The organism is Desulfobaculum sp. SPO524, assembly GCF_044987625.1.
In the GTDB taxonomy this organism is placed as follows: domain Bacteria; phylum Desulfobacterota; class Desulfovibrionia; order Desulfovibrionales; family Desulfovibrionaceae; genus Desulfobaculum.
The window spans coordinates 688,597-711,188 of the sequence record NZ_JBJDSB010000001.1; the positions used below are offsets into that span (position 1 = coordinate 688,597).

Annotated in this window: 17 protein-coding genes; 2 read left to right on the forward strand and 15 right to left on the reverse strand. The window is 61.8% G+C overall.

Annotated elements, in window-relative coordinates:
* Positions 1-11: 11 nt before the first annotated feature.
* The 15 genes from ACI3L3_RS02905 to dnaE form a co-directional block, all read right to left on the reverse strand.
* Positions 12-761, reverse strand: coding sequence for a flagellar hook assembly protein FlgD (locus ACI3L3_RS02905; RefSeq protein WP_404843594.1), 750 nt, complete (start codon positions 759-761; stop codon positions 12-14).
* 21 nt (positions 762-782) lie between these two features.
* A complete protein-coding gene (locus tag ACI3L3_RS02910; protein ID WP_404843595.1) occupies positions 783-2,933 on the reverse strand; it encodes a flagellar hook-length control protein FliK in 2,151 nt (716 codons plus the stop codon).
* Between the two features lie 316 nt (positions 2,934-3,249).
* The gene (locus tag ACI3L3_RS02915; RefSeq protein WP_404843596.1) at positions 3,250-4,686 is read right to left on the reverse strand and encodes a carbon starvation protein A; all 1,437 of its coding nucleotides are present in this window, start codon (positions 4,684-4,686) and stop codon (positions 3,250-3,252) included.
* Between the two features lie 380 nt (positions 4,687-5,066).
* Positions 5,067-6,776, reverse strand: a complete 1,710-nt coding sequence (locus tag ACI3L3_RS02920) for a LytS/YhcK type 5TM receptor domain-containing protein (protein WP_404843597.1) — start codon at positions 6,774-6,776, stop codon at positions 5,067-5,069.
* Between the two features lie 131 nt (positions 6,777-6,907).
* Entirely contained in the window at positions 6,908-7,702 is a 795-nt protein-coding gene (locus ACI3L3_RS02925; protein WP_404843598.1) for a LytR/AlgR family response regulator transcription factor, read from the reverse strand.
* Positions 7,703-7,731: 29 nt separating this feature from the next.
* Positions 7,732-9,183 carry a glycosyltransferase family 9 protein gene (locus tag ACI3L3_RS02930; RefSeq protein ID WP_404843599.1) on the reverse strand — a complete coding sequence of 484 codons (1,452 nt, stop codon included), beginning with the start codon at positions 9,181-9,183 and terminating at the stop codon, positions 7,732-7,734.
* Between the two features lie 6 nt (positions 9,184-9,189).
* A complete protein-coding gene (locus tag ACI3L3_RS02935) occupies positions 9,190-10,890 on the reverse strand; it encodes a glycosyltransferase (RefSeq protein ID WP_404843600.1) in 1,701 nt (566 codons plus the stop codon).
* Positions 10,891-10,893: 3 nt separating this feature from the next.
* On the reverse strand, positions 10,894-11,640 hold the full coding sequence (locus ACI3L3_RS02940) for an OmpA family protein (protein WP_404843601.1): 747 nt from the start codon (positions 11,638-11,640) through the stop codon (positions 10,894-10,896).
* 6 nt (positions 11,641-11,646) lie between these two features.
* Entirely contained in the window at positions 11,647-12,405 is a 759-nt protein-coding gene (locus tag ACI3L3_RS02945) for a motility protein A (RefSeq protein ID WP_404843602.1), read from the reverse strand.
* Positions 12,406-12,418: 13 nt separating this feature from the next.
* Positions 12,419-13,531, reverse strand: coding sequence for a DUF342 domain-containing protein (locus ACI3L3_RS02950; RefSeq protein WP_404843603.1), 1,113 nt, complete (start codon positions 13,529-13,531; stop codon positions 12,419-12,421).
* Positions 13,532-13,558: 27 nt separating this feature from the next.
* A complete protein-coding gene (locus ACI3L3_RS02955) occupies positions 13,559-13,900 on the reverse strand; it encodes an STAS domain-containing protein (RefSeq protein ID WP_404843604.1) in 342 nt (113 codons plus the stop codon).
* A complete protein-coding gene (locus ACI3L3_RS02960; RefSeq protein ID WP_404843605.1) occupies positions 13,882-15,483 on the reverse strand; it encodes a SpoIIE family protein phosphatase in 1,602 nt (533 codons plus the stop codon). Before ACI3L3_RS02960 ends, ACI3L3_RS02955 begins: the two co-directional genes overlap by 19 nt.
* A gap of 20 nt (positions 15,484-15,503) precedes the next feature.
* Positions 15,504-15,968, reverse strand: coding sequence for a D-aminoacyl-tRNA deacylase (gene dtd / locus ACI3L3_RS02965; protein WP_404843606.1), 465 nt, complete (start codon positions 15,966-15,968; stop codon positions 15,504-15,506).
* A gap of 2 nt (positions 15,969-15,970) precedes the next feature.
* Positions 15,971-16,366, reverse strand: coding sequence for a 6-carboxytetrahydropterin synthase QueD (gene queD / locus ACI3L3_RS02970; protein WP_404843607.1), 396 nt, complete (start codon positions 16,364-16,366; stop codon positions 15,971-15,973).
* Positions 16,367-16,405: 39 nt separating this feature from the next.
* On the reverse strand, positions 16,406-19,858 hold the full coding sequence (gene dnaE, locus ACI3L3_RS02975; protein ID WP_404843608.1) for a DNA polymerase III subunit alpha: 3,453 nt from the start codon (positions 19,856-19,858) through the stop codon (positions 16,406-16,408).
* Between the two features lie 369 nt (positions 19,859-20,227).
* On the opposite strand from dnaE, the gene ACI3L3_RS02980 reads away from it, so the two are divergent.
* Positions 20,228-21,379: an ABC transporter substrate-binding protein gene (locus ACI3L3_RS02980; protein ID WP_404843609.1), complete on the forward strand. Its 1,152-nt coding sequence runs from the start codon at positions 20,228-20,230 to the stop codon at positions 21,377-21,379.
* 55 nt (positions 21,380-21,434) lie between these two features.
* On the forward strand, positions 21,435-22,580 hold the full coding sequence (locus tag ACI3L3_RS02985; RefSeq protein WP_404843610.1) for an ABC transporter substrate-binding protein: 1,146 nt from the start codon (positions 21,435-21,437) through the stop codon (positions 22,578-22,580).
* The last annotated feature ends 12 nt before the right edge of the window (positions 22,581-22,592 follow it).

Below are 22,592 nucleotides of genomic sequence, written 5' to 3' on the forward strand. Positions count from 1 at the left end.
ACCGAACCTCCTTATTCGTCATCTGTGGAGCCGTCCTGACCGGTGTCGGAACCGTCCTGGCCTCCGTCCGTACCAGTTCCAGACTCCACGACTTCCTTCACAAAGTTGAATCCGACTACTCGACCGTCCGACAGGCGCAGGTAGTTCTGCCCGTTGGAGTACTGCACGCCTTCCACTCGTCCGGAAACTTCCGTCTGGGTCATGATGGCCTCGCCGTCCTTGCCCTCTGCCGCCAGGGCGACGTAGTAGAGGCCTTCCGGCAGTTCCTTGCCCTTCCAGTCCTTTCCATCCCACTGGAATTCGTGCTCGCCCGCCGCCTGTGCACCAAGCTGGACGGTGCGGATGATGTTGTTGTCCTTGTCGAAAATGTTCATGTACACGTTCTTCGCCTCGTTCTTGAGGGCGTAGTACATTGTACTGACCGAACCGTCCTCGCGGATGCTGAGGTTATCGCCAAGGGCCCTGACTTCCCTGCCAATGAAGTTGGCGGCGTTGACCATTTCCTGATGGATGGTCTGCTGGGACAGTGAGGAAACGCCCTTGTTGATGGCCTGGAGCTGCTCAAGGTTCGAGAACTGTGCGAGCTGCGAGGTGAATTCCTTGTCGTCCATGGGGTTAAGTGGATCCTGATTCTGCAGCTGCGTCACAAGCAGGGTCAGGAAGTCATCCTTATCCAGTTCGGACTTGCCGGTGAACTTTCTGGTATCGTAGAGTTCTGATTCCGCTCTGCCGATGATATGTCCTGCGTCGAATTGCTGCATGATCTGTAACCTCGTGTATGACTAGGCGAAAATATCCAATCCGCCCTGGGAATTATTTACCTGATGCATGGTATTTTGCATTTCCCGGGCCAATCCTTCGCCGCCATCTTGGAGGCTCTTCCACATTCCACGTAACTGTCCGGAATTCTTCTGTTGTTGTGCAGAATTATGGTGCCCGGCGCCCTGCCAATTCTGGCCGAACTGGTCACCGGCAAGCTGGGTCTGCACCTCCAGCTTCTGCACCCGAAGGCCCTGCTGCTGCAAAGTCTGCCGCAGGTGAGCCATCTGATCGCCCAGCACCTTGCTGGCCTCGTGCGAATCAACACGGATGACGGCAGAGACTTCCTTGTCCCGAACCGACAGCACCACGTTGAGCTTGCCAAGGTCAGCGGCGTCCAGCTTCAACGTCATCTGCTTCCGTCCTCCTGACAGATTCCGCAGCATGGCGTTTTCCACCTGACGCATCAGCCGCGAAGACAGCTCCTTATTAAAGGCGCTCTCCCCGCTTCCAACGGTTTCAGCCTTGAGCAGGTTCTTGGTCGCCTCCGCGGCCTTCATGGCCTCGTTTGCGACAAAGGCCTGCTCCGCACCGTTGCCATCGGTCTTCACCTTGCCGAGAAAATCCATCCATGGATTCCGCTCGCCAGCGCTGGCTCCGGCACCCGAGTCCTTTCCTCCTGAAAAGCCCTCGCCGCCGTATCGGCCTGCGCCGCTGTCCGAACCGGTCTTTCCGTGACCAGCCTTGCCTTCCGTGGCGGATCGAACACCGGCATCCTTGCCAGCATCAGCATTCTTTCCAGCGAGTACGGCGCTCTTGACGTCCTTGTCCTGAGCGGTCCGTGCCGCGTCATCGGCAGACACGGTGGTCTTGCCGCTGTGGTCGGCCTTGGTCGAGGCTTCTGCGCCCTTGCCCGCCGCGGCTGCGGCGGCCTTCTTGCCGTCCACGTTTTTGGGGTCGGCCTTCAGGACGCGCTCGGCAACGCTTTCGTCGCCGTCTGCGCCTGCCTTGGCGGCCTTATCCCCTTCGGCGGCGCGGGTGCGCCGCTCATGCTCGGCCAGAACCTTCTTGTTTCTGGCATCATTGTCCGCTCCGGCATCGGCCAGCTTGGCGTGCTCCGCACGCTCAAGGGCCTTCTCCAAAACGGCGCCAAGAGATTCCTGCATCTTTCCGGCGGTGAGGGCGTCACCCTTCACGTCCGCGGCCACCTCCGACTTGAGCTGCGCCATAACCTGCCGCAGCCCATCGGCGGTGAGTGTGACGTTTTGCTTATCGCCAATCAGCGACTTCAGGCGGGCTATGCCCTTTTCCGACAGCTTCACCACCTGCCCAAGCAGCTGCAATTCGCTGCTGGAAACATCGATCTGCGTCCCGGCCGGAACCGAGGCCAGCTTGTCCGACACCTGCTTCCACACGCTGGAGAACTTGCCCTGCGTCAGGTCACCCACCAGCCCCTCGGCCGCGCCGGGCGTGAACCCCATCTTCTGGAACAGGCTCTGGAGTTGGCGGGATTCGTCGGCGGTGAGCTTCACCACGGCGGAGTCAAGCGCGCCAAGGCGCGACGCCAGCGCGGAGACAAGCTGTCCCCACGTGACGCCGGCGTCACTGGCAATCTTGTCGCCAAGGGCGCGGATTTCCCTGTTCGTCAGCCCAAGGGCCTTCAGGTCGTCCTTCAGGTCGGCAAAGTCTTCCCGCGTCACCTTCAGACTCTTGATGTCCGAAAGCTTCTGCGCGCCGCCTTTGCCCAGCAGCCCAAGCAAAGCCGTCTTGCCCTTGCCCATGCCCTTTTCCGTACCAGCACCCGCCAGCGCCTGCAGAAGCATCACGGCATCCTTACCGCCCGAGGCGCGGGAGGCGCCATCGGCAAAGGACTCGCCAGCGCTCATCAGCGCACGGGCTTCCATGGCGGCATACTGCGCGGCCTCGCGCGAGCGGCGCAGGTCCTCGTCGCTGGCAAAGGAATCAAGGTTGCGCCCTTCCTCGTACAGGTGATTGCCGACGGACTGCGTCAAGCCGCGTTCCATACGGTCCTGAGCCAAGGCGTTGTATTGGGACATCTGGGTATCGAAATAACTGGCAAAGTCCCCGGGGCGGCGCTCGTAGCTCTCTTTGAGCTGGGCGTCGGTCCCGAAGACGTCGTTTGCCGAATCATTCATGGAAGGAAATATCTGCATGTGTCGTGTACCTCGCCCTCTATGTTACAAAGCGCGTGCCAAACACTATATGCCCATTATTTCAATAAGTTACCTCCCACAAAGGGGCAGATATTGCCGCCCTGCTGGCGCACGCGCCCACGGAAAAATCCTCCGCAAGACCGGGCAGTTGGCAGAGTTTGCCTGCGCGGGCAGCGGGCGACTCTGCGCTCGGGACTGCGGCCCGCCAAGGCCCTGTGATGCCGCAAAAAAGGCCGCCGTTCCGAGGAACGGCGGCCTTATGAGAGGCGGAGGGCGCGGTGCCCTGCGAGCTATGGAATCAGAACGTCGTCACGTTCTAGTTGCCGGACTTGCCAGCGGCGGCCAGCTGTGCGCCCTTGCCGAAGCAGTACTTCACGAGGAAGAGAATCAGGGCGGCCACGGCGATGACAGCGCCACCGATGTAGGCCACGTCCAGAGGCAGATTGAAGCCAATCTTCGCCTGCAGGATAAAGGTGGCGGACACGGCGGTCATGAAGGTTGCCGGGATGGTGGCAATCCAGTGGAGCTTGCCGCTCTTCACGAGGAAGACCGCGGCGGACCACAGCACCAGCATGGCCAGCGTCTGGTTGGAGAAGCCAAAGTAGCGCCAGATGGTGGAGAAGTTCTGCGTGGAGATGATGTAGCCGAGGGCGAACAGCGGCACGGCAATCATCAGACGCTTGGCAACTTCTGCCTGGTCCACCTTAAAGGCTTCCGCAAGGATGAGACGGGTGCTGCGGAAGGCGGTGTCGCCAGAGGTGATGGGCAGCACGATAACGGCGATAACGGCGAGGAAGCCGCCCACCGGGCCGAGCAGCGTACGGGACACTTCGTCAACAACGGCGGAGGGGCTGCCAGCGGCGATAACGGCGCTCAGAGCCTCGGGAGAGTTGTAGAAAGACATACCAAGGGTGGCCCAGATAAGGCCGATGATGCCTTCAATAATCATTGCGCCGTAGAACACGGAGCGGCCTTCGCGCTCGTTCTTCACGCAGCGCGCCATCAGCGGAGACTGCGTGGAGTGGAAACCGGAAATCGCACCGCAGGACAGCGTGATGAACAGAAGCGGCCACACGGGCTTGCCACCGGGGTGCAGGTTTGCGGTAACGTCAAGGTTCGGAAGAATGGTGTAGTCGCCGACAAAGAGGGCCACACACAGCGCGCCGGTCATCACCAGCAGCAGCAGACCCATGGCGGGGTACAGGCGGCCGATGATCTTGTCGATGGGCAGGATGGTGGCGAGGAAGTAGTAGGCGAAAATACACGCCACGAAGATGCCGGTGTTGTAGCCGGTCAGACCCGTGAGCAGCTTGGCCGGGGCGAGGACGAACACCACGCCAACCAGCATCAGGAGCACAACGGAGAATACGCGCATGACCTGACGGGCGGTCATGCCCATGTATTCGCCCACAATCTCCGGCACGCTGGCGCCACCGTTGCGCACGGAGAGCATGCCGCTGAAGTAGTCATGCACAGCGCCGGCGAAGATACAGCCGATGACGATCCACACAAGCGCCACCGGGCCGTACAGGGCGCCGAGGATGGGGCCGAAGATGGGGCCGATGCCCGCGATGTCCAGCACCTGAATAAAAATGAGCTTCCACTTGGGAAGGGGCATGAAGTCCACGCCATCCTGCTTGGTGTAGGCAGGAGTGGTGCGGTTCGGATCGGGACCCATAATACGGTCCACAATCTTGCCGTAGGTAAAGTAGCCCACGATAAGGGCGATCAAACACGCGAAAAAGAACAGCATAGTTGCCTCCTCAAAGCATCTCGCACCGGCCGCGCCGGGGGTTTCTTCTTACGCCCTCCTTCTACAACCAGTAAAAAAAGGCGCAAGACCCAAAGCGCGAAGTGTCGCTTCGAGGGGCTGAACTGCACGCAGCCGGGAATGAAATGCACGCCCTTTTCACGCAGGCGTCACAGCGGGGCCAGAAAAGCACGTCGAATCCCGTCATACGGGCCTCTTTACCCATCCGCTCCGCGCAGCGCGCCGGGGCCGCAACCATGCAACGCGCCGCCCGGTCACCATGCAAGCAACGCCAAGCGCCCCGGCTGGCCCTCCCCAACGGGACGGCGCAACCGGGGCGCTTTGGGCCGCCACACAAGGCGGCAGGAACAATGGCAGGGCCGCTAGGTGTCGGCCACGGTTTCGCTGCACCGGGGAATGCGGAAGCTCACCACGGTGCCCTTGCCGGGACTGCTGGCAATGCGCAGGCGGTGGCGCACGCCAAAGAGCTGCTCCAAGCGGTTGTTGCAGTTGGACAGTCCAATGGAGTCGCGGCGGGAGCCAAGGCCGCCCGCCAGCACCTTGGCCGCCTTTTCGGCCGACATGCCAAGGCCGTCGTCCTCCACGGTGACCACAAGCTCGTCCTCCTCCACACGGGCCACAAGCCGAACAAGGCCGCCCTCCTCCTTGCGGGAGATGCCGTGGCGGATGGAATTCTCCACCAGCGGCTGGATAAGCAGCGACGGCACCCGCCACTGGTAGCACTCGTCCGCAATGTCAATCTCCACCCGCACGCGCTCGCCAAAGCGCGCCTGCTCAATGGTCAGGTACGAGCGCACCTGCTCCACCTCTTCGTCAAGGCCCACAAACCCGCGCGAATCGAGATTCTTGCGCATAAAACTGGCAAGATTTTTCAGCAGTTCCCGCGCGCGCTCCGGACTGGTGCGGCAAAAGGAGGCGATGGTGTTGAGGGAATTGAACAGGAAATGCGGGTTGATCTGGGCCTGCAAGTGGCGGATTTCCGCATTGGCCCGTAGTTGGGACTGAATCTGGATGTCCTCCAGCTCCAGCTGGGTGGAGAACAACTGCGCAAGGCCCTTGGCCAGCTCAAAGCGCACCTCGTCCAACATGGCGCGGCGGCTGCCGTAAAACTTGAGGGTTCCCACGATGCGCCCGCCCTTTTGCAGAGGCACGATGATGCCGGAGCGGAAGGGGCAGTTTTTATGGTCGCACCCAATGCTTCCGGCCCGCCGTTGGTACACGGGAGTGCCCGTATGCAGCACCTCGCGCGTGGACTGCGTTCTAATGGCGCGACCGGGCAGGTGATGGTCCGCGCCTTCGCCAACGTGGGCAAGCACGTTGTCCGTATCCGTAATGGCGACGGCGGCCACGCCCACACGCTCGTAGATAATCTTTGCCGTGGCGTTGGCGGCGTCGGGATTCAGCCCCGTGCGCAGATGTCCCACGGTGTGGTTGGCGATGGAAAGAATATCATGGGCGGTGCTGGACTCGCTCTTCTCGCGGTGGCGGGAGAGGAGCTTGATGGTCTGTACAAACAGCCCCGCGCCAATGGTGTTCACCAAAATCATGGGCAGGGCAATGAGTTCCACCAGCTCCACAGCGCTATGGAAAGGCCGCGAAATAATAAGGATGAGGGTCATGTGCAGCACCTCGCCCGCAAAGGCGATGCCCGCGGCGTAGCGCCAGTCGAGGCGGCGCTCGCCAAGGCGCGTCGCCATAAAGCCCGCCACAGTGCCCTCAATGATGGTGGCCAGCCCGCACGGCAGCGCCGAGAACCCGCCCACGTCAATGAGAATGCGGTGTCCGCCCGCAATCAGCCCGGCGGCCATGCCCACAAGCGGACCACCAAACAGCCCGGCCGGAACCACGCTCATGGCGCGCAGATTGGCTACGCTGTTGAACACCATATTGCCGCTGTAGGTGCCCATGATGCCGAACGCGCCGAACAGCAGAATCTGGAACACCCGGTTGGCCTTGCCGGGATGCTTCAGCCCCATCTGCCGAACGGGATTGAAATGCAGCAGCAAAAAGGCAGCGGCAATGATGAGCCCGAACCGCTCCACAAGGGAGAAGAGAAGGACTCCGATTGTCATAGATTTGCTCCGGGAAAAACGTTGGGCAGGGGAACACACGCGTCCCGCACCGGAAGGCAGGAATACCACCACCGGCGCGCCGCGCGCAAGGCCGTGGACACCGGCCCGAAAACACAGGAAAAAGACAGGCCCTACAGCCCGAGGCGTTCCTTGAAGCCCGCCACGCGCGCCCGGCTCACCGTCACCTCGGTGCCCTCGGCGTCGTCAAGGACGATATTGTACTTGCCGTGGAACCACGGCGAAAACTCGCGCACATGGGACAAATTCACCAAAACGCTGCGGTTGACGCGGTAGAAGGAATGGTTCTCAAGGCGCGACTCCAGCCTGTCGAGGGTCATACCGCCGTGGCATGGGGCGCTAAGCGCTCTGGTATGCGCCACCACCTTTTTGCCGTCGGCGCGGATGAGCACCACATCCTCCGGAGCCACCAGCACCACGCGCCCGCCCTGCTCCAGCGCAATGCGCGTGAGCTGCGGGGACAGCCCCATGCCCTCCAGCACGCGTTCCAGATTGCGCTGCACCTCGCCTGCGGCTTCGGCCCCGGCCTCGCCCGTACGCTCGCGCACGCGCTCCAGACACTGCTCAAGGCGCTCCTCGGAGACAGGCTTCAGCAGATAATCCACCGCGTTGGCCTCAAAGGCGCGGATGGCGTATTCGTCAAAGGCCGTCGCAAAAACGAACAAGGGCCGCGGCTCCATGTGCATGGTCTCGGCCACAACGTGAAAGCCGTTGCGTCCGGGCATCTCGATGTCCAAAAACACCACGTCCGGCTCCTCGGCCTCAATGAGCGCCACCGCCTCCGTGGCCGAAGCGGCCTCGCCCACCACCTGAACGTCCTCGAACCGGGACACCAGATAGGCCAGTTCGTCCCGCGCGGGCGGCTCATCGTCCACTATGACAACCCGAATGTGCTTTGTCTCCGTCATCGTCTGCTCCACGCGTTGGCGAGTCTCACTTACCGCGCCGCGTCTGCGCGGCTTCTGTACGGTTCATCCAGCGCAATAAGGTGCTCCGCCGCCTCCAAACACTCCCGGAAGGCCGGACGCGACCAGTCGCTGTTGGCAAGGTGCATCTGGCACCAGCTCCGCAGGGGCAGCATCGCCGGGATGGAGGCCTTCCAGAATCCCGCATCAAGACGCACGCCGTCCCGCAGGGCCGGACCAAGGTCGCGGCTAAAGCCCACAACGGACGCGGCCATGGCCTCGCGCACGCGCGGGGCCGCAGCGGCAAGCTCAGCATACGCACGCGCCGCTCGTCCGTCATCCCACGCCCCAAAGCGCTCGCCCCAAAAGGCCCGCCAAAAGCGGCTCACCAGCTCGCGCGTGGTGGGCGTGTGGTCCTTCAATACCGGACGCAGGTCGTACAAGCCGTCCGCCGTATGCGCCGTGCGCAGCACCTCCAGCCCGGCAAAGCGCAGGCTGTCCAGCCGCGCGCCGCCGCGTGTGGCAATGCGGTGGGCAATGACCGCAATATCCCGCGCCCGCATGCCGTCCTTGCAGCACGGGCTGGGCCGTGTGCATTCCCAGCATCCCACACAGCTCATGCGCCGCCGCACCACGTAGTGCCCGGGCTGATACGGCCCGGTCTCCCACGCGCTCACGTTGCCCATGGACAGATTCAGCGTCCGCAGGCCACTCCACGCGGCAAGGTGCATCGGGCCGGTATCCGGCGTAATAAGCAGCCCCATGGCCTGACCGGTGTAAACAAGCTCGGACAGCGACAGCGTCCCCGCAAGGTTGAGCAGCGTTGGGGGCAGGCCCTTGGCAACCTCGGCAGCAAGGTCCTTTTCCGCCGGACCACCAAGCAGGATGGGGCGCATGCCCCGGTCCAGCAAATGGCGGGCAAGACGGATCCAAAATCCCGCGTCCGGACGCTTCAGCGCGTCGCTGGCGCCAAGAAAGAGGCCAACCGTACGCTGGGACTCGGGCGTCAGGGTCCGGGGGGCTGGCCAATGCGTGCTGCCCATGAGGGCCGTCGGCACGCAATCCAGCGCGTTCAGGTCCGCCCAATGAAAGAGATTATGCCGGTTGCCGCCAACAAGCGTGGTCCGGTAGAGCTGCCACGCCCCGCGCACATAGTGCGAGCCGTCCGCGCTCTGCACGGGGCCTAGGGTCTCCTCGGCGCGCAGGTCATGGGCAAGGCGCGCGGCGCGGGCATCGTAGCTGAGGTTGACCACCAGATGGAAGCTCTGCTGGCGCAAATGGCGCAGGGCCGCGTCATCCCAGCCAAAGTACACCACATTGGGTCCAATGGGCATAATATGGCGCGAGAACATCTCCTCCGCGGCCACCCACACCGGATGACCGGGATACTGCCGCGACAGCCACAGCATCAGGGGAAAGGACATGACAAGGTCGCCCATGCGCAGGGTTTGCAGCACGAGGATTGGCTTTTTCTGCTCCGCCATGCCGCCCTACCCGTAGATGTCGCGCATGGCGGTAAAGAGCGCTTCGAGGCGGTGCTCGTAGGTATGCTCGGCAAGGATGCGCTGGCGGGCATTGGCGATAATGCGCTGGCGCTCCTCGGGATGCTTCAGATAGTAGGCGATGCGGTCCGTGGCTTCCTCCGGCGAGGCATAGGACGCGATTTCGCGCCCCGGCTCAAAGAGGGCGTCCATCTGGTCGCGCTGGTCCGTCAGCACAAAGGCTCCGGCGGCGGGCGCGTCAAAGATGCGCTGGTTCACCGCGCCCTTCATCTGCTTGCTGGTACAGTTGAAGTTCACCTCGGAGAGGGGATAAAAGTCCGGCAAATCGTCGTAATAGCTGAGGGTATCGTGCCAGCGCCAGCCCTCGCCCTCGTCGTCGAAGGTCCGCAGCCAGCCGTCGTCGCCCACGATGAGCGGATTGAACGGCAACGTCGCCGCCACGCAGGAGCGGCGGTACTGCCGCGTGGCCTCCCACGTAATCATGGTCTCGTAGGTCAGGCGGTTTTCGTCGTCGGGCAGGGCGTCGAACACTGTGGCAAGGTCCGGATGCTGGGCGCGCAGGTACGCGCTGACGCTGCGCTCGTCGCTTTCGCCAAACCCTGCGGCCACCTTGCGGTAGCTGACCAATAGCTCCCGCGGAAACTTGCCCGCCTTCATCCTGTGCCCCACCTTGTAGACCATGGAATTGCCCACAAAGGACACGCGCGAGGCCCACTCATGCCCTGCGGGCAGGGGACGCTTTGGCGGAGTAAAGCGGGTGGCGTCCGTAGCCAGCGGCAGGTAGTGCACATGCTCAAAGCCCAGTTGCCGCAGGGAGGCAACATTGTCCGCATCCCACGTAAATATGGCGGTCCAGTCGCTGACAAGGCGTTTGTACATGTAGAGGATAAGGTGCGGATTATCCACAAACCAAGACGCCAGCGGCAGTTTCAGCCGCTGTAGCAGATCCACCAGTACGCCCTCGCGGTCCACGCCAAGGTGATTGATGGTGAACACAAAGTCCGGCTTAAACTCCACCACCACCTTGAGGAGCATCTTCACGAAGTCCGTGCAGCCCGTCTCGCTGGAGCCGATATTCAAAAAATAGTGTGGAGTGCCAAGGCGCTCGCTGGCGCGCACCAGTTCGCCCACAAGAAAATAGTCGCTGGTCAGGTACAACACGCGCGGCGGCCAGCTCTGGAACTTGGGATAGTCCGCCTTGGCCCAGAAATCGAAGGACGCGCTGGCCTGCAGGCGCTCGGCCACCTCGCCGTAAAAGGCGCGGTCCAGCCGGCGGTAGGCGGGCAGGGGCAATGGCGCGAGGGGCGCGCCGCCCTCCTGCATCTGCCAGCGGGTCAGCGCGCCAAGGGCGGTGTCCACATCCGGGGCGTCCACCCACAGCACGCGCTCGTTCCCGGCGTACTGCGCGCGCAGGCCGGTCAGGTCCTGAATCGGCGCCTCGCGGTCCACCACGGCAACGGGACCGTCCGTTGCGGCAAGCAGCCGCCGCAGGGCATAGCCCGCGCCACTGCCCACAAGGACAGGGAGCGTGCGCCCGCCGTCATAGGAGGCGACAACGCGCTCCTCCATCTCGCGGGGACTGCGGCCAAACAGGGAAAATTCACGGGAATCCTTTCGGATGCGGACATCGACAAGGGCCTCGCCGTCGCGGACGGCCTCGGCTGTGTAGAGCGGTTCCGAGTGGGGCATGGCTTACCAAGCTTCGTTATCAGGTCTGTGCAGGAGGAATTCGACGCGGCGGTTTCGCGCCCGGTCCTCGGCCCTGTCGTTGGGCACAAGGGGGCGCGTTCCGGCGTAGCCCACGGCCTTGAGCCGCCTTGGGGCCACGCCGCCCTTCTCCACCAGCCAGCGCAGTGCGGCTGCGGCGCGCGCCGAAGAGAGTTCCCAGTTGGAGGGGTAGATGGAGCCTGCTTCCTCGCGGTCATCGGTGTGGCCGCGGATAACACAGTTAAAGTTATACTCCTTCATAATCTTCAAAACATTCTCAAGCATTTTTTCCGCACCGGGGCGCAGTTCCGCCTTGCCCGGTGCAAAGAGGAAGGCCGTCTCCACACGCACCAGCACGCCCTCGCGCTCGGCAGTGACGCCGGTGGAGCGCTTCAGCTCGGTGTCGTCCTCAATCATGGCCCGGAGCTGCATGGTCAGGTCCAGCACCACGCGCTGCTCCTGATTGAGCTTGACGCCCTTACTCTCAAGCCGCGTTGGAGAATAAGCGGCAAAAGTTGCCTCGGGGCGCTTTTGCTGCACACCGAAGGCGTCGCGGATGGAGCCCATCAGGGTGCGGAAGTTCGCAAGGTCCTGATTGGCAAAGGACAACATAAGCACGAAGAAGCACAGCAGCAGCGTCATCATGTCCGCAAAGGTCGCCAGCCATGCCGGCAACCCCTCTTCCTGCGGCTCTTCGTCCTTGCGTTTTGGTGCGTTTACTGCGTCGGCCATGGCGTCCTACTTATCGGCCCCGCGCATGGCGGGAGACAGGAAGGCAAGGAGCTTTTCGCGCACAATCTGCGGGTGCTCGCCATGCAGGATGGATATCACGCCCTCCATGGCAATTTCCATGTACAGCGATTCCTCCTGCGAGCGCTCCTCCAGCTTTTTGGCAATGGGCAAAAAAATCACGTTGGCCAGCACCGCGCCATAGAAGGTCGTCAACAGCGCAACGGCCATGGCCGGACCAATGGAGGCCGGGTCGGACAGATTCTGGAGCATTTTCACCAGACCGATAAGGGTACCAATCATACCAAAGGCCGGAGCCATGGTGCCCATGCCCTTAAAGACGCCCTGCCCCTGCCTGTGGCGCTGCTTCATGAACGAAATTTCGGTATCCATCACCGCGCGGACAAGGGACTCCTCGGTGCCGTCGGCCACCAGCAGGATGCCCTTTTTGATGAATTCATCCTCGATGGCGACTTTTTCCAGTGCCACAAGGGATTCCTTACGCGCCTTTTCCGCCAGCATGACCAACTGGTCAATCATGGCCGACGCGTCGGAACTTTTGGCGAAAAAGGCCTTCATGGCCACCTTGAAGGAGCCAAACACCACCTTCATGGGGAACATGATGAACGCCGTCGCCATGGTACCACCCACAACGACCAGCACGGACGGCACGTCGAGGAAGCCGCCGATTGCGCCGCCCCCAAACATAATGGAGCCGACGATGAGGCCCATACCGGCCAAGAGTCCAAGGAGAGTTCCTATATCCATTGATGATCAGACCTTATTTCTGCAATGCTGGCGATTCGACGATCACTTCATAGTCCCGGTACCGGAAGCACACATTTTCCAAATAATCGCGAACCACATACCGCGCTTCGCCGATGTTGATTTCCACCCCCGGGCGCACACGGCCGGGCACAAGCACCCGGCACGACTCCAAATTACGCACCTTGTTGATGTCGTTCCACACGGCGCGGTGGCGCCCCTTGAGCCGTTCGAGCTTATCTTCCTGCTTGGCAAGTTCGGGGAACGTGCCGCTGCGCAGGTTATGGCGTTTTTTGAGCTTGAGGCGGCTTTCCTCAATGCTGGCGTTCAGGGCAATGATTCTCTGCCGCAGCACGTTCACCCTGTGCAGCAGCGCGGCGTCGTAGCCCACAATGAGCACCGTCTCCGTGGACAGACCGCCACCAAGCTGGTCCTCCACATAGATGATGCGCGAGCTGACAGCCTTGCCACCAACAAGCATGCCCTTTACCGCAAGCTGGCCCACGGAATAGACGTCGCTGTGCATACACGCGCCGTCCACAAGCAGGCACTTGCCGGCAAGGATTTGGGCGTTCTCCACAAAGGCCGCGCGCACATTGTTCTTGGCCCGGAGCACGGCCTTGCCGCCGCCTTTGATGCCCGTCTCGGCGACTATGGAATTCTCCGCGCGGATGCTGGCCCCCTCCACAATGTCCTTCACCATGACGTTAACGCCCTGCACGCCAAAGCCGGAGCGCACACTGCCATGCACGATAACATTGCCGAGGAAGAAAATCTTGCCTGTGTGGAAATCAACGTCACGGCGCACGTTGAGGGTGCGCTTTACGGTGATGAAGCCGTCCATGTAAAAGACGTAACCATCCGCCGCCGCAAGGAGTCTGTCCGGATTCTCCGGATCGACGACGGTGTTTTTTCCGGCGGGAAAAACCTTCTCATCGTACACGCATTGGATGACGCCAGAGTCGTCGTCCAGCGGCTCGTCGCACCACTCGGCAAGCAGGTCTCCGGTGCGGACGTTTTGCACGTAGCCAAGGTTGTAGAAATCCACATTGCCGTCGGAAAGCTGCCGTGGCTTCAAATTCTGATAGTCGAATGTTGGGTCGAAATGATGCAGCAAATAGTACGGCATAGGCGTTGCCTGTTGGTTCCGGTGTCGCTAGATGGTCAGTGCCGCAAGTTCCTCGTCGCTTCGCAGAATCTTGAAGTAGCGTTTCAGCTGAACAAGTTCCAGTGTTTTCAGCACCTGAGCGCCCGGACGCAGCAGGTAGAAGGACTTGTCCTGCTCCTCAATGCGGGTGGACAGCGCCACCAAAAACCCAATGCCGGAGCTGTCGATAAACCGCACTTCCGACAGGTCCAGCACAAGGAAGCTGTACCCGCCGCCACCAAGTTCGGCCTCAATGCGTTCCCGCAGGCGCGGCGTCACATCAAGGGTAATCTCGCCGGAACAGGTCACCAGCACGGCCTTGTTGCGTTTTTCTATCTGTAGGTTTTCCATGCGTCCTTCCCTATGGTTTTCCTCAGCGTCACAAGGGTCTTGCCCGGACCGGAGCAAATGCGCACCTCGTCCATGACCTTGCGCATAATGTACAGCCCCCGCCCGCATTCGGCCTGCGGCTGGGGCACGTCCTCCTTGGCGGACGGCTCAAATCCTTGGCCGGTATCGATCACGTCCATCTCCACGGCGGAGCCATGGTCTATGCGCACACTCACGGCAACCCCCTCCGGCTCGGCGCCGGAGTAGGCGTGCTCCACCACGTTGGCGCACGCCTCGGTCAGCGCCAATTCCATATCATACAACAGACTGCCGTCATGCAAAACAGCGGCAAGCTCCTGCATGGCATCCTTCACCAACGCCCGCGAGGCCTCAGGATTCGCGCGGCAGGTGAACAGCTTTTCCTTGCCGTGCACGCCAAACTCCACCCACAGGGCGGTGGCGTCGTCGCGCCATGTGGCGGCGTTGCCGCTGCGGCGCGCTATCTGCGCCTGCAACAGTTCCGGCACGTCTCCACGCATGCACGTGACGTACCGGACCACATCACGAAAGGCATCAAAATCAAAAAAACCGCCGCCTTGCTCCTCAAAGTCATAAAACCCGTCGGTGTAGAGCAGCAGGCCACCGGAGGGCGGCAAATCCCGGCGCGTCTCGGCAAAGGGCATAGTACGGAAAAAGCCAAGGACGCTGGCCGTGGCGGGCAACTCGTCAACATTGTCGCCGTGGCGCAAAAATGCCGGACAATGTCCGGCGTTGATATAGGACAGCGACTGCCCCTCCACATCAAGGTCCACGGCCAAAACCGTAACAAAATCCTCTTCGCTGCCGATGATGTCGCACAGGTGGCGGTTAATCTGCTCGAAGGTGTCCTCCAGCGTCATCCCGCTCTCGCGCGAAACGCGAAACAGCGTGCGCACAATGCCCATGATAAAGGCCGCACGCGCGCCATGCCCCGACACATCCGCCACCACCACGCGCAGCAGGCCGTCGTGGGTGGTAAAGTAGTCAAAATAGTCGCCACTGGCGCGGCCAGAGGGGCGGTACACATTGGAGACGTGCACCCCAGGCAGGTCCGCGCAGGCGGCGCAATGTGCGGTGGAGTCGCCCTGCGGCAGCAGGCGCTCCTGCAAGGACGCCACGTGGGCGATTTCGCGCCCCATCTCATCGCGCGCGCGGCGCAGGCGGCGCGTCAGGCGCACTTGCCGCGCGCCAACGCCCACGCGGGCCAAAAGTTCGGCGCGGTCAAAAGGCTTGTACAAAAAGTCGTTGGCGCCGGAGCCAAAGGCCCGCATCTTACTTTCCGGCGCCTTGGCCGAGGTCATCATGGTGATGTTGACCTCGTCGTCGCCGTAGGTTTCGCGGATGCGGCGGATAACCCCAAACCCATCAAGGCGGGGCATATTCATGTCCAGCAAAATGATGTGCGGACGAAACGCGGTGTAGCGCACAAGGCCTTCCACGCCATCGGCGGCCACCTCTACGGCGTAGGCGAAGTTCGCCAGCATCTCGCGCAGCGATGTTCGCAGGTCCTCCTCATCCTCAATGACGAGGACGCGTATGGCATCTCCACCGGTATGTTCGTCCAATGCGGCCTCCCGGACCGTCTCTAAAACTCCTCGCTGTCCAGCAAAATGGTCACCGGTCCCCAGTTGGTCAGGCTCACGTCCATCATGGCGCCAAAGCGGCCCTCCTGCACTTTGCCGGGGAGCATGCCGCGCACATCGGACACAAGTCGCTCATACAACTGTAGGGCATTATCACCCTGCGCCGCAAGGTGAAACGACGGACGGCGGCCCTTGCGGCAGTCGGCGTACAGGGTGAACTGCGACACCAGCAAAATCTCGCCGCCATAATCGCGCAGGGACAGGTTCAGCTTGTCCGCCTCGTCGGGGAAGATGCGCAGGTCCAGCATTTTGCCGAGCATGGTCTTCCAGGTGCGCGTCCCCGGCAGGTCCGGTCCGTCCTCGCGGCTGAGGCCAACAAGGGCCAGCAGGCCTTCGCCAATCTCACCCACGGTCTCGCCATCCACGACCACGCTGGCGTTTCGCACACGTTGCAGATGCAGGCGCATGGCTACTCCTCGAAATACGTCGCGGACTGGGCGGGCTTTTCGCTGACGGTGATGCTCTTCATGCGCACGCCGCTGCCCTCAAGGCGCTGCTCCATCTCCTTGTAGATAAAGCGGGCGATGTTCTCCGAGGACGGATTGCGCTCGGTAAACGCCGGATGCTCGTTCAGGTGGCAGTGGTCCAGCCCGGAGAGAATCTCCTTGAGCATGGTCTTGAGCACCTTGAAATCGATGAGCATTTCGGTCTTGGGCTGCAGAGCGCCGCCTTCCACAACGGCCTCGACGCCAAAGTTGTGGCCGTGCATGCGCTCGCACTTGCCTTCGTAGTGGCGGAGCTGATGGGCCGCGGCAAAGTCCGTGCGCACGGTCAGGCGCCACGTGCCAGTTTTCTGCGTCGTCATATCGTCTGGTTCCTTTTTCTCGTCGTAGGGAATGCCGGGCTACAACGCCTCGACATCCTTCCAAAATTCACGGGTGGGCGTCACACTGTACTTGGGACCGAGCTGGAGCTTGCACTCGTACTGGTCCACGCGCAGCAGCATCTGCACAGGGATGCGCCCGGTGTGCTGCGCCAGCACGTCCTTCAGGCGCTTGCGGCCATCCTCGGTAAGGCGTTCGGCCTCCATGACCAGCATCACTGGCTCCTGATTGCCCGCCAAGGCATCGGCAAGGAGCTTAACCTCATCAAGGATGAGCTTGGCGCGCTTGGGCACGCCCTCCTCTTCCTGTGGGCCGCCGTCGCGGTCACTGACCTTGCCGATGAAGAGAAGCGGCTGCTCGGAGTCCAGCATTTCACGGTTTTTGGCATACGCCTCGGGAAAGACCACGGCCTCGCCCGAGCCGGTCAGGTCCTCCACCTCCAAAAAGGCCATCTTGCCGCCCTTTTGGGTGATGTGTTCCTTGCGGCCCGTTACCAAAAACGCCGTGCGTACTTCCGCGCCGGGACCATAATCCGCCACCTGAAGCAGGCTGGGCAGGCGCATGCGCGCCAGCTCATGGCGGAAGGAAAGTAGTGGATGGCTGGACAGATAAAGGCCGAGGGCGTCCTTTTCCAGCTTCAGCTTTTCATCATCGGGCCACTCCTCAATGGGCGGGCCGTCGGTATGGATGCCCGTGCCGGGCAGAGCGGGCATTTCCATGCCGGCCACCGCCATCAGGGACATCTGGCCGGAGTTCTTGTCCTTGGCCTTTTTCTGCGCCACGGAGACCACCCGGTCCAGCGCGTCCATAAGGCCGGCGCGCGGTACATCGAAGCCGTCCATGGCGCCGGCCTTGATGAGATTTTCCAGCACGCGCTTGGTGACCTTGCGCAGGTTCACGCGCTCGCACAGGTCCAGCATGCTCTTGAAGGGACCGCCCTCCTGCCGGGCGTCCACAATCTCGCGGATGGCTTCGTCGCCGACGTTTTTGATGCCCGCAAGGCCGTACCGCACCTGCCCGTCGGCCGGCACGGTAAAATGGCGCATGGAGCTGTTCACGTCCGGCGGCAGCACTTCAATTTCCATATCACGGCACGAGGCGATGTATTTCAGCACCTTGTCCGTGTTGTTCACTTCCGAGGTAATCATGGCGGCCATGAATTCCGTCGGGTAGTGCGCCTTGAGGTAGGCCGTATGGTAGGAGATGAGCGCATAGGCCGCAGAGTGCGACTTGTTGAAGCCGTAGGCCGCGAACATTTCCATCAGGTCAAAGATTTCGGTGGCCTTCTCGGCGGAGACGCCCTTTTCCAGCGCGCCCTTGTTGAAGATTTCGCGCTGTTCGGCCATGGCTTCGGCGTTCTTTTTCCCCATGGCGCGGCGGAGCAGGTCAGCGCCGCCAAGGGTGTAGCCGGCGACCACCTGCGCAATCTTCATGACCTGTTCCTGATAGACGATGACGCCGTAGGTATCCTGCAGCACCGGCTCCAGCTCCGGCAGGGGATACACGACCTCCACCTCGCCGTGCTTACGCTTGATGAACTCCTCAACCATGCCGGAACTCAGCGGTCCCGGACGGTACAGAGCGAGCATGGCGATAACGTCCTCAAAACAGCTGGGCTTCAGCATACGCAGGTACTTGCGCATGCCGTCGGATTCCACCTGAAAGATGCCGTCGGTGTCGCCGCGGGCGTACAGGTCAAAGGTCTCCTGGTCATCAAGGCCGAGGGTATCAAGGTCCGGCGGCTCCTTGCCGCGCTCGGCAATGATGTCCACGGCGTCCTGAATCACCGTCATGGTGCGCAGGCCAAGGAAGTCGAACTTCACAAGGCCCACCTTTTCGACATTTTTCATGTCGAACTGGGCCACAACCTCGCCCTTTTTGCCCTTGTACACCGGCAGGTAGTCCCACATGGGACCGTCGGAGATAACCACGCCCGCCGCGTGGGTGGACGCGTGGCGGTGCATGCCCTCAAGGCGGCGCGAAATGTCAATGAGCTTGGCAACGCGGGAGTCGTTCTCCATGCGTTCCGGCAGCTCCGGCTCCATGTCCAGCGCCTTGTCGATGGTCATCTTGAGGTCTTCGGGGATGAGCTTGGCGATCTCGTTGACCTCGGGGAAGGACAGGCCAAGGGCGCGGCCCACGTCGCGGATGACGGCCTTGGCCTTCATGGTGCCGAAGGTGGTAATCTGCGCCACAGCGTCGTGGCCGTACTTGTCGCCCACGTACTTGATGACCTCGCCGCGCCGGCGTTCGCAGAAGTCCACGTCAATATCAGGCATGGACACGCGCTCGATGTTCAAGAAGCGCTCGAACAGCAAGTTGTACGGCATGGGGTCAAGGTTGGTGATGCGCAGGGCGTAGGCCACAATGGACCCCGCCGCCGACCCACGGCCCGGACCAACGGGAATGCGGTTGCGCTTGGCCCAGTTGATGAAGTCCTGCACGATGAGGAAGTAGCCGGGAAAGCCCATCTCCATGATGACGCCCAGCTCCATCTCAAGGCGGTCCCAATAGACCTTTTCGTCCACCTCATAGGGCAGGTTTTCCAAACGCTCGCGCAGGCCGTCGCGCGCCATGTCGCACATCTGGTCGTCCAGACTCTTGCCGGGCGGCACATCGTACACAGGGAAGAAGTACTGGCCCATGCGGATTTCCACGTTGCACTGCTCGGCAATGCGCACCGTATTTTCAATAGCCTCCGGACAGTCCGCAAAGGCGGCCTTCATCTCGGACGGCGGACGGAAATACAGCTTGTCCGTGTTGATGCGCATGCGCTTTTCATCGCTGACGCAGGCGTTGGTCTGCACGCACAACAGGATGTCGTGCGCCTCGTGGTCCTGCGCGGTGAGGTAGTGGCAGTCGTTGGTGGCCACCAGCGGCAGCTTGGTGTGCCCCGCCAATTCGCGCAGCAGGGTGTTGGCGTGGTCCTGCTCCTTCAGACCATTGGCCTGAAGTTCAATATAGAAACGGTTGGGGAAAATATTTTCATACAGCTGCGCCGTCTCGATGGCCTTGTCCATGCCCTCGTTGAGCACATGCTGGACCACCTCGCCCTGCAGGCAGGCGGACAGGGCAATTATGCCCTCGCTGTACTTTTTGAGGATTTCATGGCTGACGCGGGGCTTGTAATAAAAGCCGCGCAGGTAGCCCTCGGAGACGATTTTGGCCAGATTGTGATAGCCCACAAGGTTCTGCGCAAGGAGCACCAAGTGGTAGCGCTTTTTGGCGTCCGCGCCCTCGACGTTGGTGTGCGGGCCTTTGGAGACGTAGACCTCACAGCCGATGATGGGCTTCACGCCTTTTTTTTTGGCTTCCTGAAAAAACTTGGCGGCGGCGAACATGTTGCCGTGGTCGGTCACCGCGGCAGCGGGCATGCCAAACTCTATGGCCTTGGAGCACAAGTCGCCGAGGCGTATGGCGCCATCAAGAAGACTGAACTCCGTGTGGCAATGCAAATGGACGAAATCGGACATCGATATATGTATCTCTGAAAATTTGTGATCGTTGGTGGATTGTGTACGGCCATGAGGTAGCAGAAAACGCCCCCGGCAACAAACACCCGCTTTGCCGGGGCGTTACTGGACACCCTTCCTCTTTCTCCTTTGAATTCAAACCATTACAGCGGCGCGCCTCGCCACGCCAATTCCGCGCCGAGCAATTTTCCATACCCCGCCAACGCCTGCTGCGCACGGCTTTTCGCCCTCGGGCGGGCTTGCGCCTTGCCTTCGGGCCGTGGCTTTGTCATTGTGGAGGCTGGAACACGCCCCCCTTTGCGCCTCGTCACCTTGCCTCCTCCCCTCGCCCTCGGCGGTTCCCCTTTCACCTTTCAGCAAGGGGCAGCAATGCGCGGCATTTTCATCATTTTGTGCCTTTTGGCCTTGTTTCTTCCCACCGCGCATGTCTGCGCCCATGACCCCGTCCGTATAGGCGTTATTCTTGCCAAAACAGGGCAAGCCGCCATCAGCAACTTGCCCAGCTTTGGCGCGCTGCGCTTCGGGGTGGCTCGCATCAACGCCGCAGGCGGCGTGCTGGGCCGTCCTGTGGAATTGGTTGAGCTGGACAATCAGAGCACGTCCATTGGCTCCGTGCTTATGGCGGAGCAAGCCATCTTGGCCAATGTGGCGGGCGTTATTGGTCCCTCATGGAGTTCGCACGCCCTTGCCGCCGCGCAAATCCTCCAGCGGGCGGAGATTCCCATGGTAGCGACCTCCGCCACGGCCGACGCCGTTACGCAAACCGGCGATTTTATCTTCCGCGCCTGCTTTACCGACGCCTTTCAGGGGCGCGTTGCCGCACGCTTTGCCCTTGAGGACCTTGGCGCAAGACGCGCGGCCATTCTCGTCAATGTCAGCAACGCGTACAGCATCGGCCTTGCCAAATCCTTTGGCGCCAACTTTCTGCATGGCGGCGGCTCCATCGTCTACACCGGCGAGTACCATTCCTCCACCCGTAATTTTACTCCGCAGCTCTCGGCGCTCAACGCCACAGAAGCCGACGTCATCTTTATGCCCGGCTATCCCCGCGACTCGGCGGCGGCCATCGCACAGGCCGGACGCATGGGCATAACCAAGATTTTCCTTGGCGGCGACTCGTGGGGACCGATGTATAAATTACCGCTGGAATTCGACAACACCATCACGGCCTACTGCATCTCCCACTGGCACGCCGACGCGCCCTTCCCACAGAACAAACCATTTATGAAGGCCTACGCCGCATCGCCCTATGCGCCGCATGACACCGAACTGGAAGCTGGAAACGTGCTGGCCTACGACACGCTCAACCTGCTGGTCAGCGCCATTGGCCGGGCCGGAACCACCGCCCCCAAGGCCGTGCGCGACGCCCTTGCCGCCACCACGGACTTTGTCGGCGTCACCGGACGCTTTGACTACATGCAGGACGGCAGCCCCCACAAGGACGCCGTCGTTCTCAAACTGACTCCAACACGCCTCATCTACAAGAAAACGCTCTCCGGCTTTGACGGGGCGCCCCAGTAGTTCCCGCCACGCAGCCGGGGACTCTCAAACGATTCGTAACCAGAGGAACACCCTGATGCGCTCTCTGTGTATTTGGTTCGTCTTCCTGACGCTCTCCTGCCCCGCCTTTGCCGCGCAGGACGACCCCATTTTGCTGGGCGCCGTGTTCGCCAAGACAGGCCTTGCCGCCAACCCCAATGTCCAGAATTACACCCTTGCACGGTTCGCCGTGGAGGAAATCAACGATCAGGGCGGCCTGCTTGGCCGGCGCGTTGTTCTGCTGGAATACGACAACCGCAGCTCCGCCCTTGGCGCCCGCGCCGCCGCAGAGCGCGCCATACAGGACGGCGTCTGCGCCGTGGTGGGCCCGTTTTGGAGCTCGCAAGCCTACGCCATGGCCCGCGTGCTGCAAAAGGCGGGGGTGCCGATGATTGCCGCAGCCGCCACCAGCGATGGCATATCGCGCATTGGCGACTTCATCTTTCAGGCGGGCTTTTTGGACAGCTTCCAGGCCGCCCTTGCCGCCGATGTCGCCCGTACCACCCTTGGGGCAAAAACCGCCGCCATCCTCACCAACATCAGCACGCCCTACAGCACCGGCATGGCGGAGCACTTCAGCGCCCACTTCAAACGCGCCGGGGGACGCATCCTCCACCGCGGTGAATACCTCATGGATACCGCAGACTTTGCCGCGCAGCTTGAAGCAATCAAAACCCACGCCCCAGACATCGTCTTCGTCCCCGGCCACTCGCGCGACGCGGCCCTCATCCTCAAACAGGCCGAAGATATGGGGCTTTCCGCCACCTTCATCGGCGGGGATGGCTGGTCCAATCTCTATCAATCAAGCACTTTCAGCACGGACCTTTCCCGGCGGCATTATTTTATCTCGCACTGGCATACACAGGTGCCCATTCCGGCCAGCCGGGCCATGCTGGCGCGCTTTACCGCCGCGCGCGGTGCGAAGGCCGCCGCCCGCATCAACGGCGCGCACATTCTCACCTATGATGCCGTAGGCCTGTTTGCCGATGCCGTCCGCCGCGCCGGCAGCTGCGACCCAGCAGCCATCCGCCGCGCCCTCGCCTCCACCATCGCCTACCCCGGGGCCACCGGTCCCATCACCTTCAGCAGCCACGGCAGTCCCATCAAAGGCGCCGTTCTGCTTGGCGTGGGGCGCAATAAAACGATAGAGTACATAAAGAGTATCCCCCCCAAGAAACCCTGAGCACACCGGACC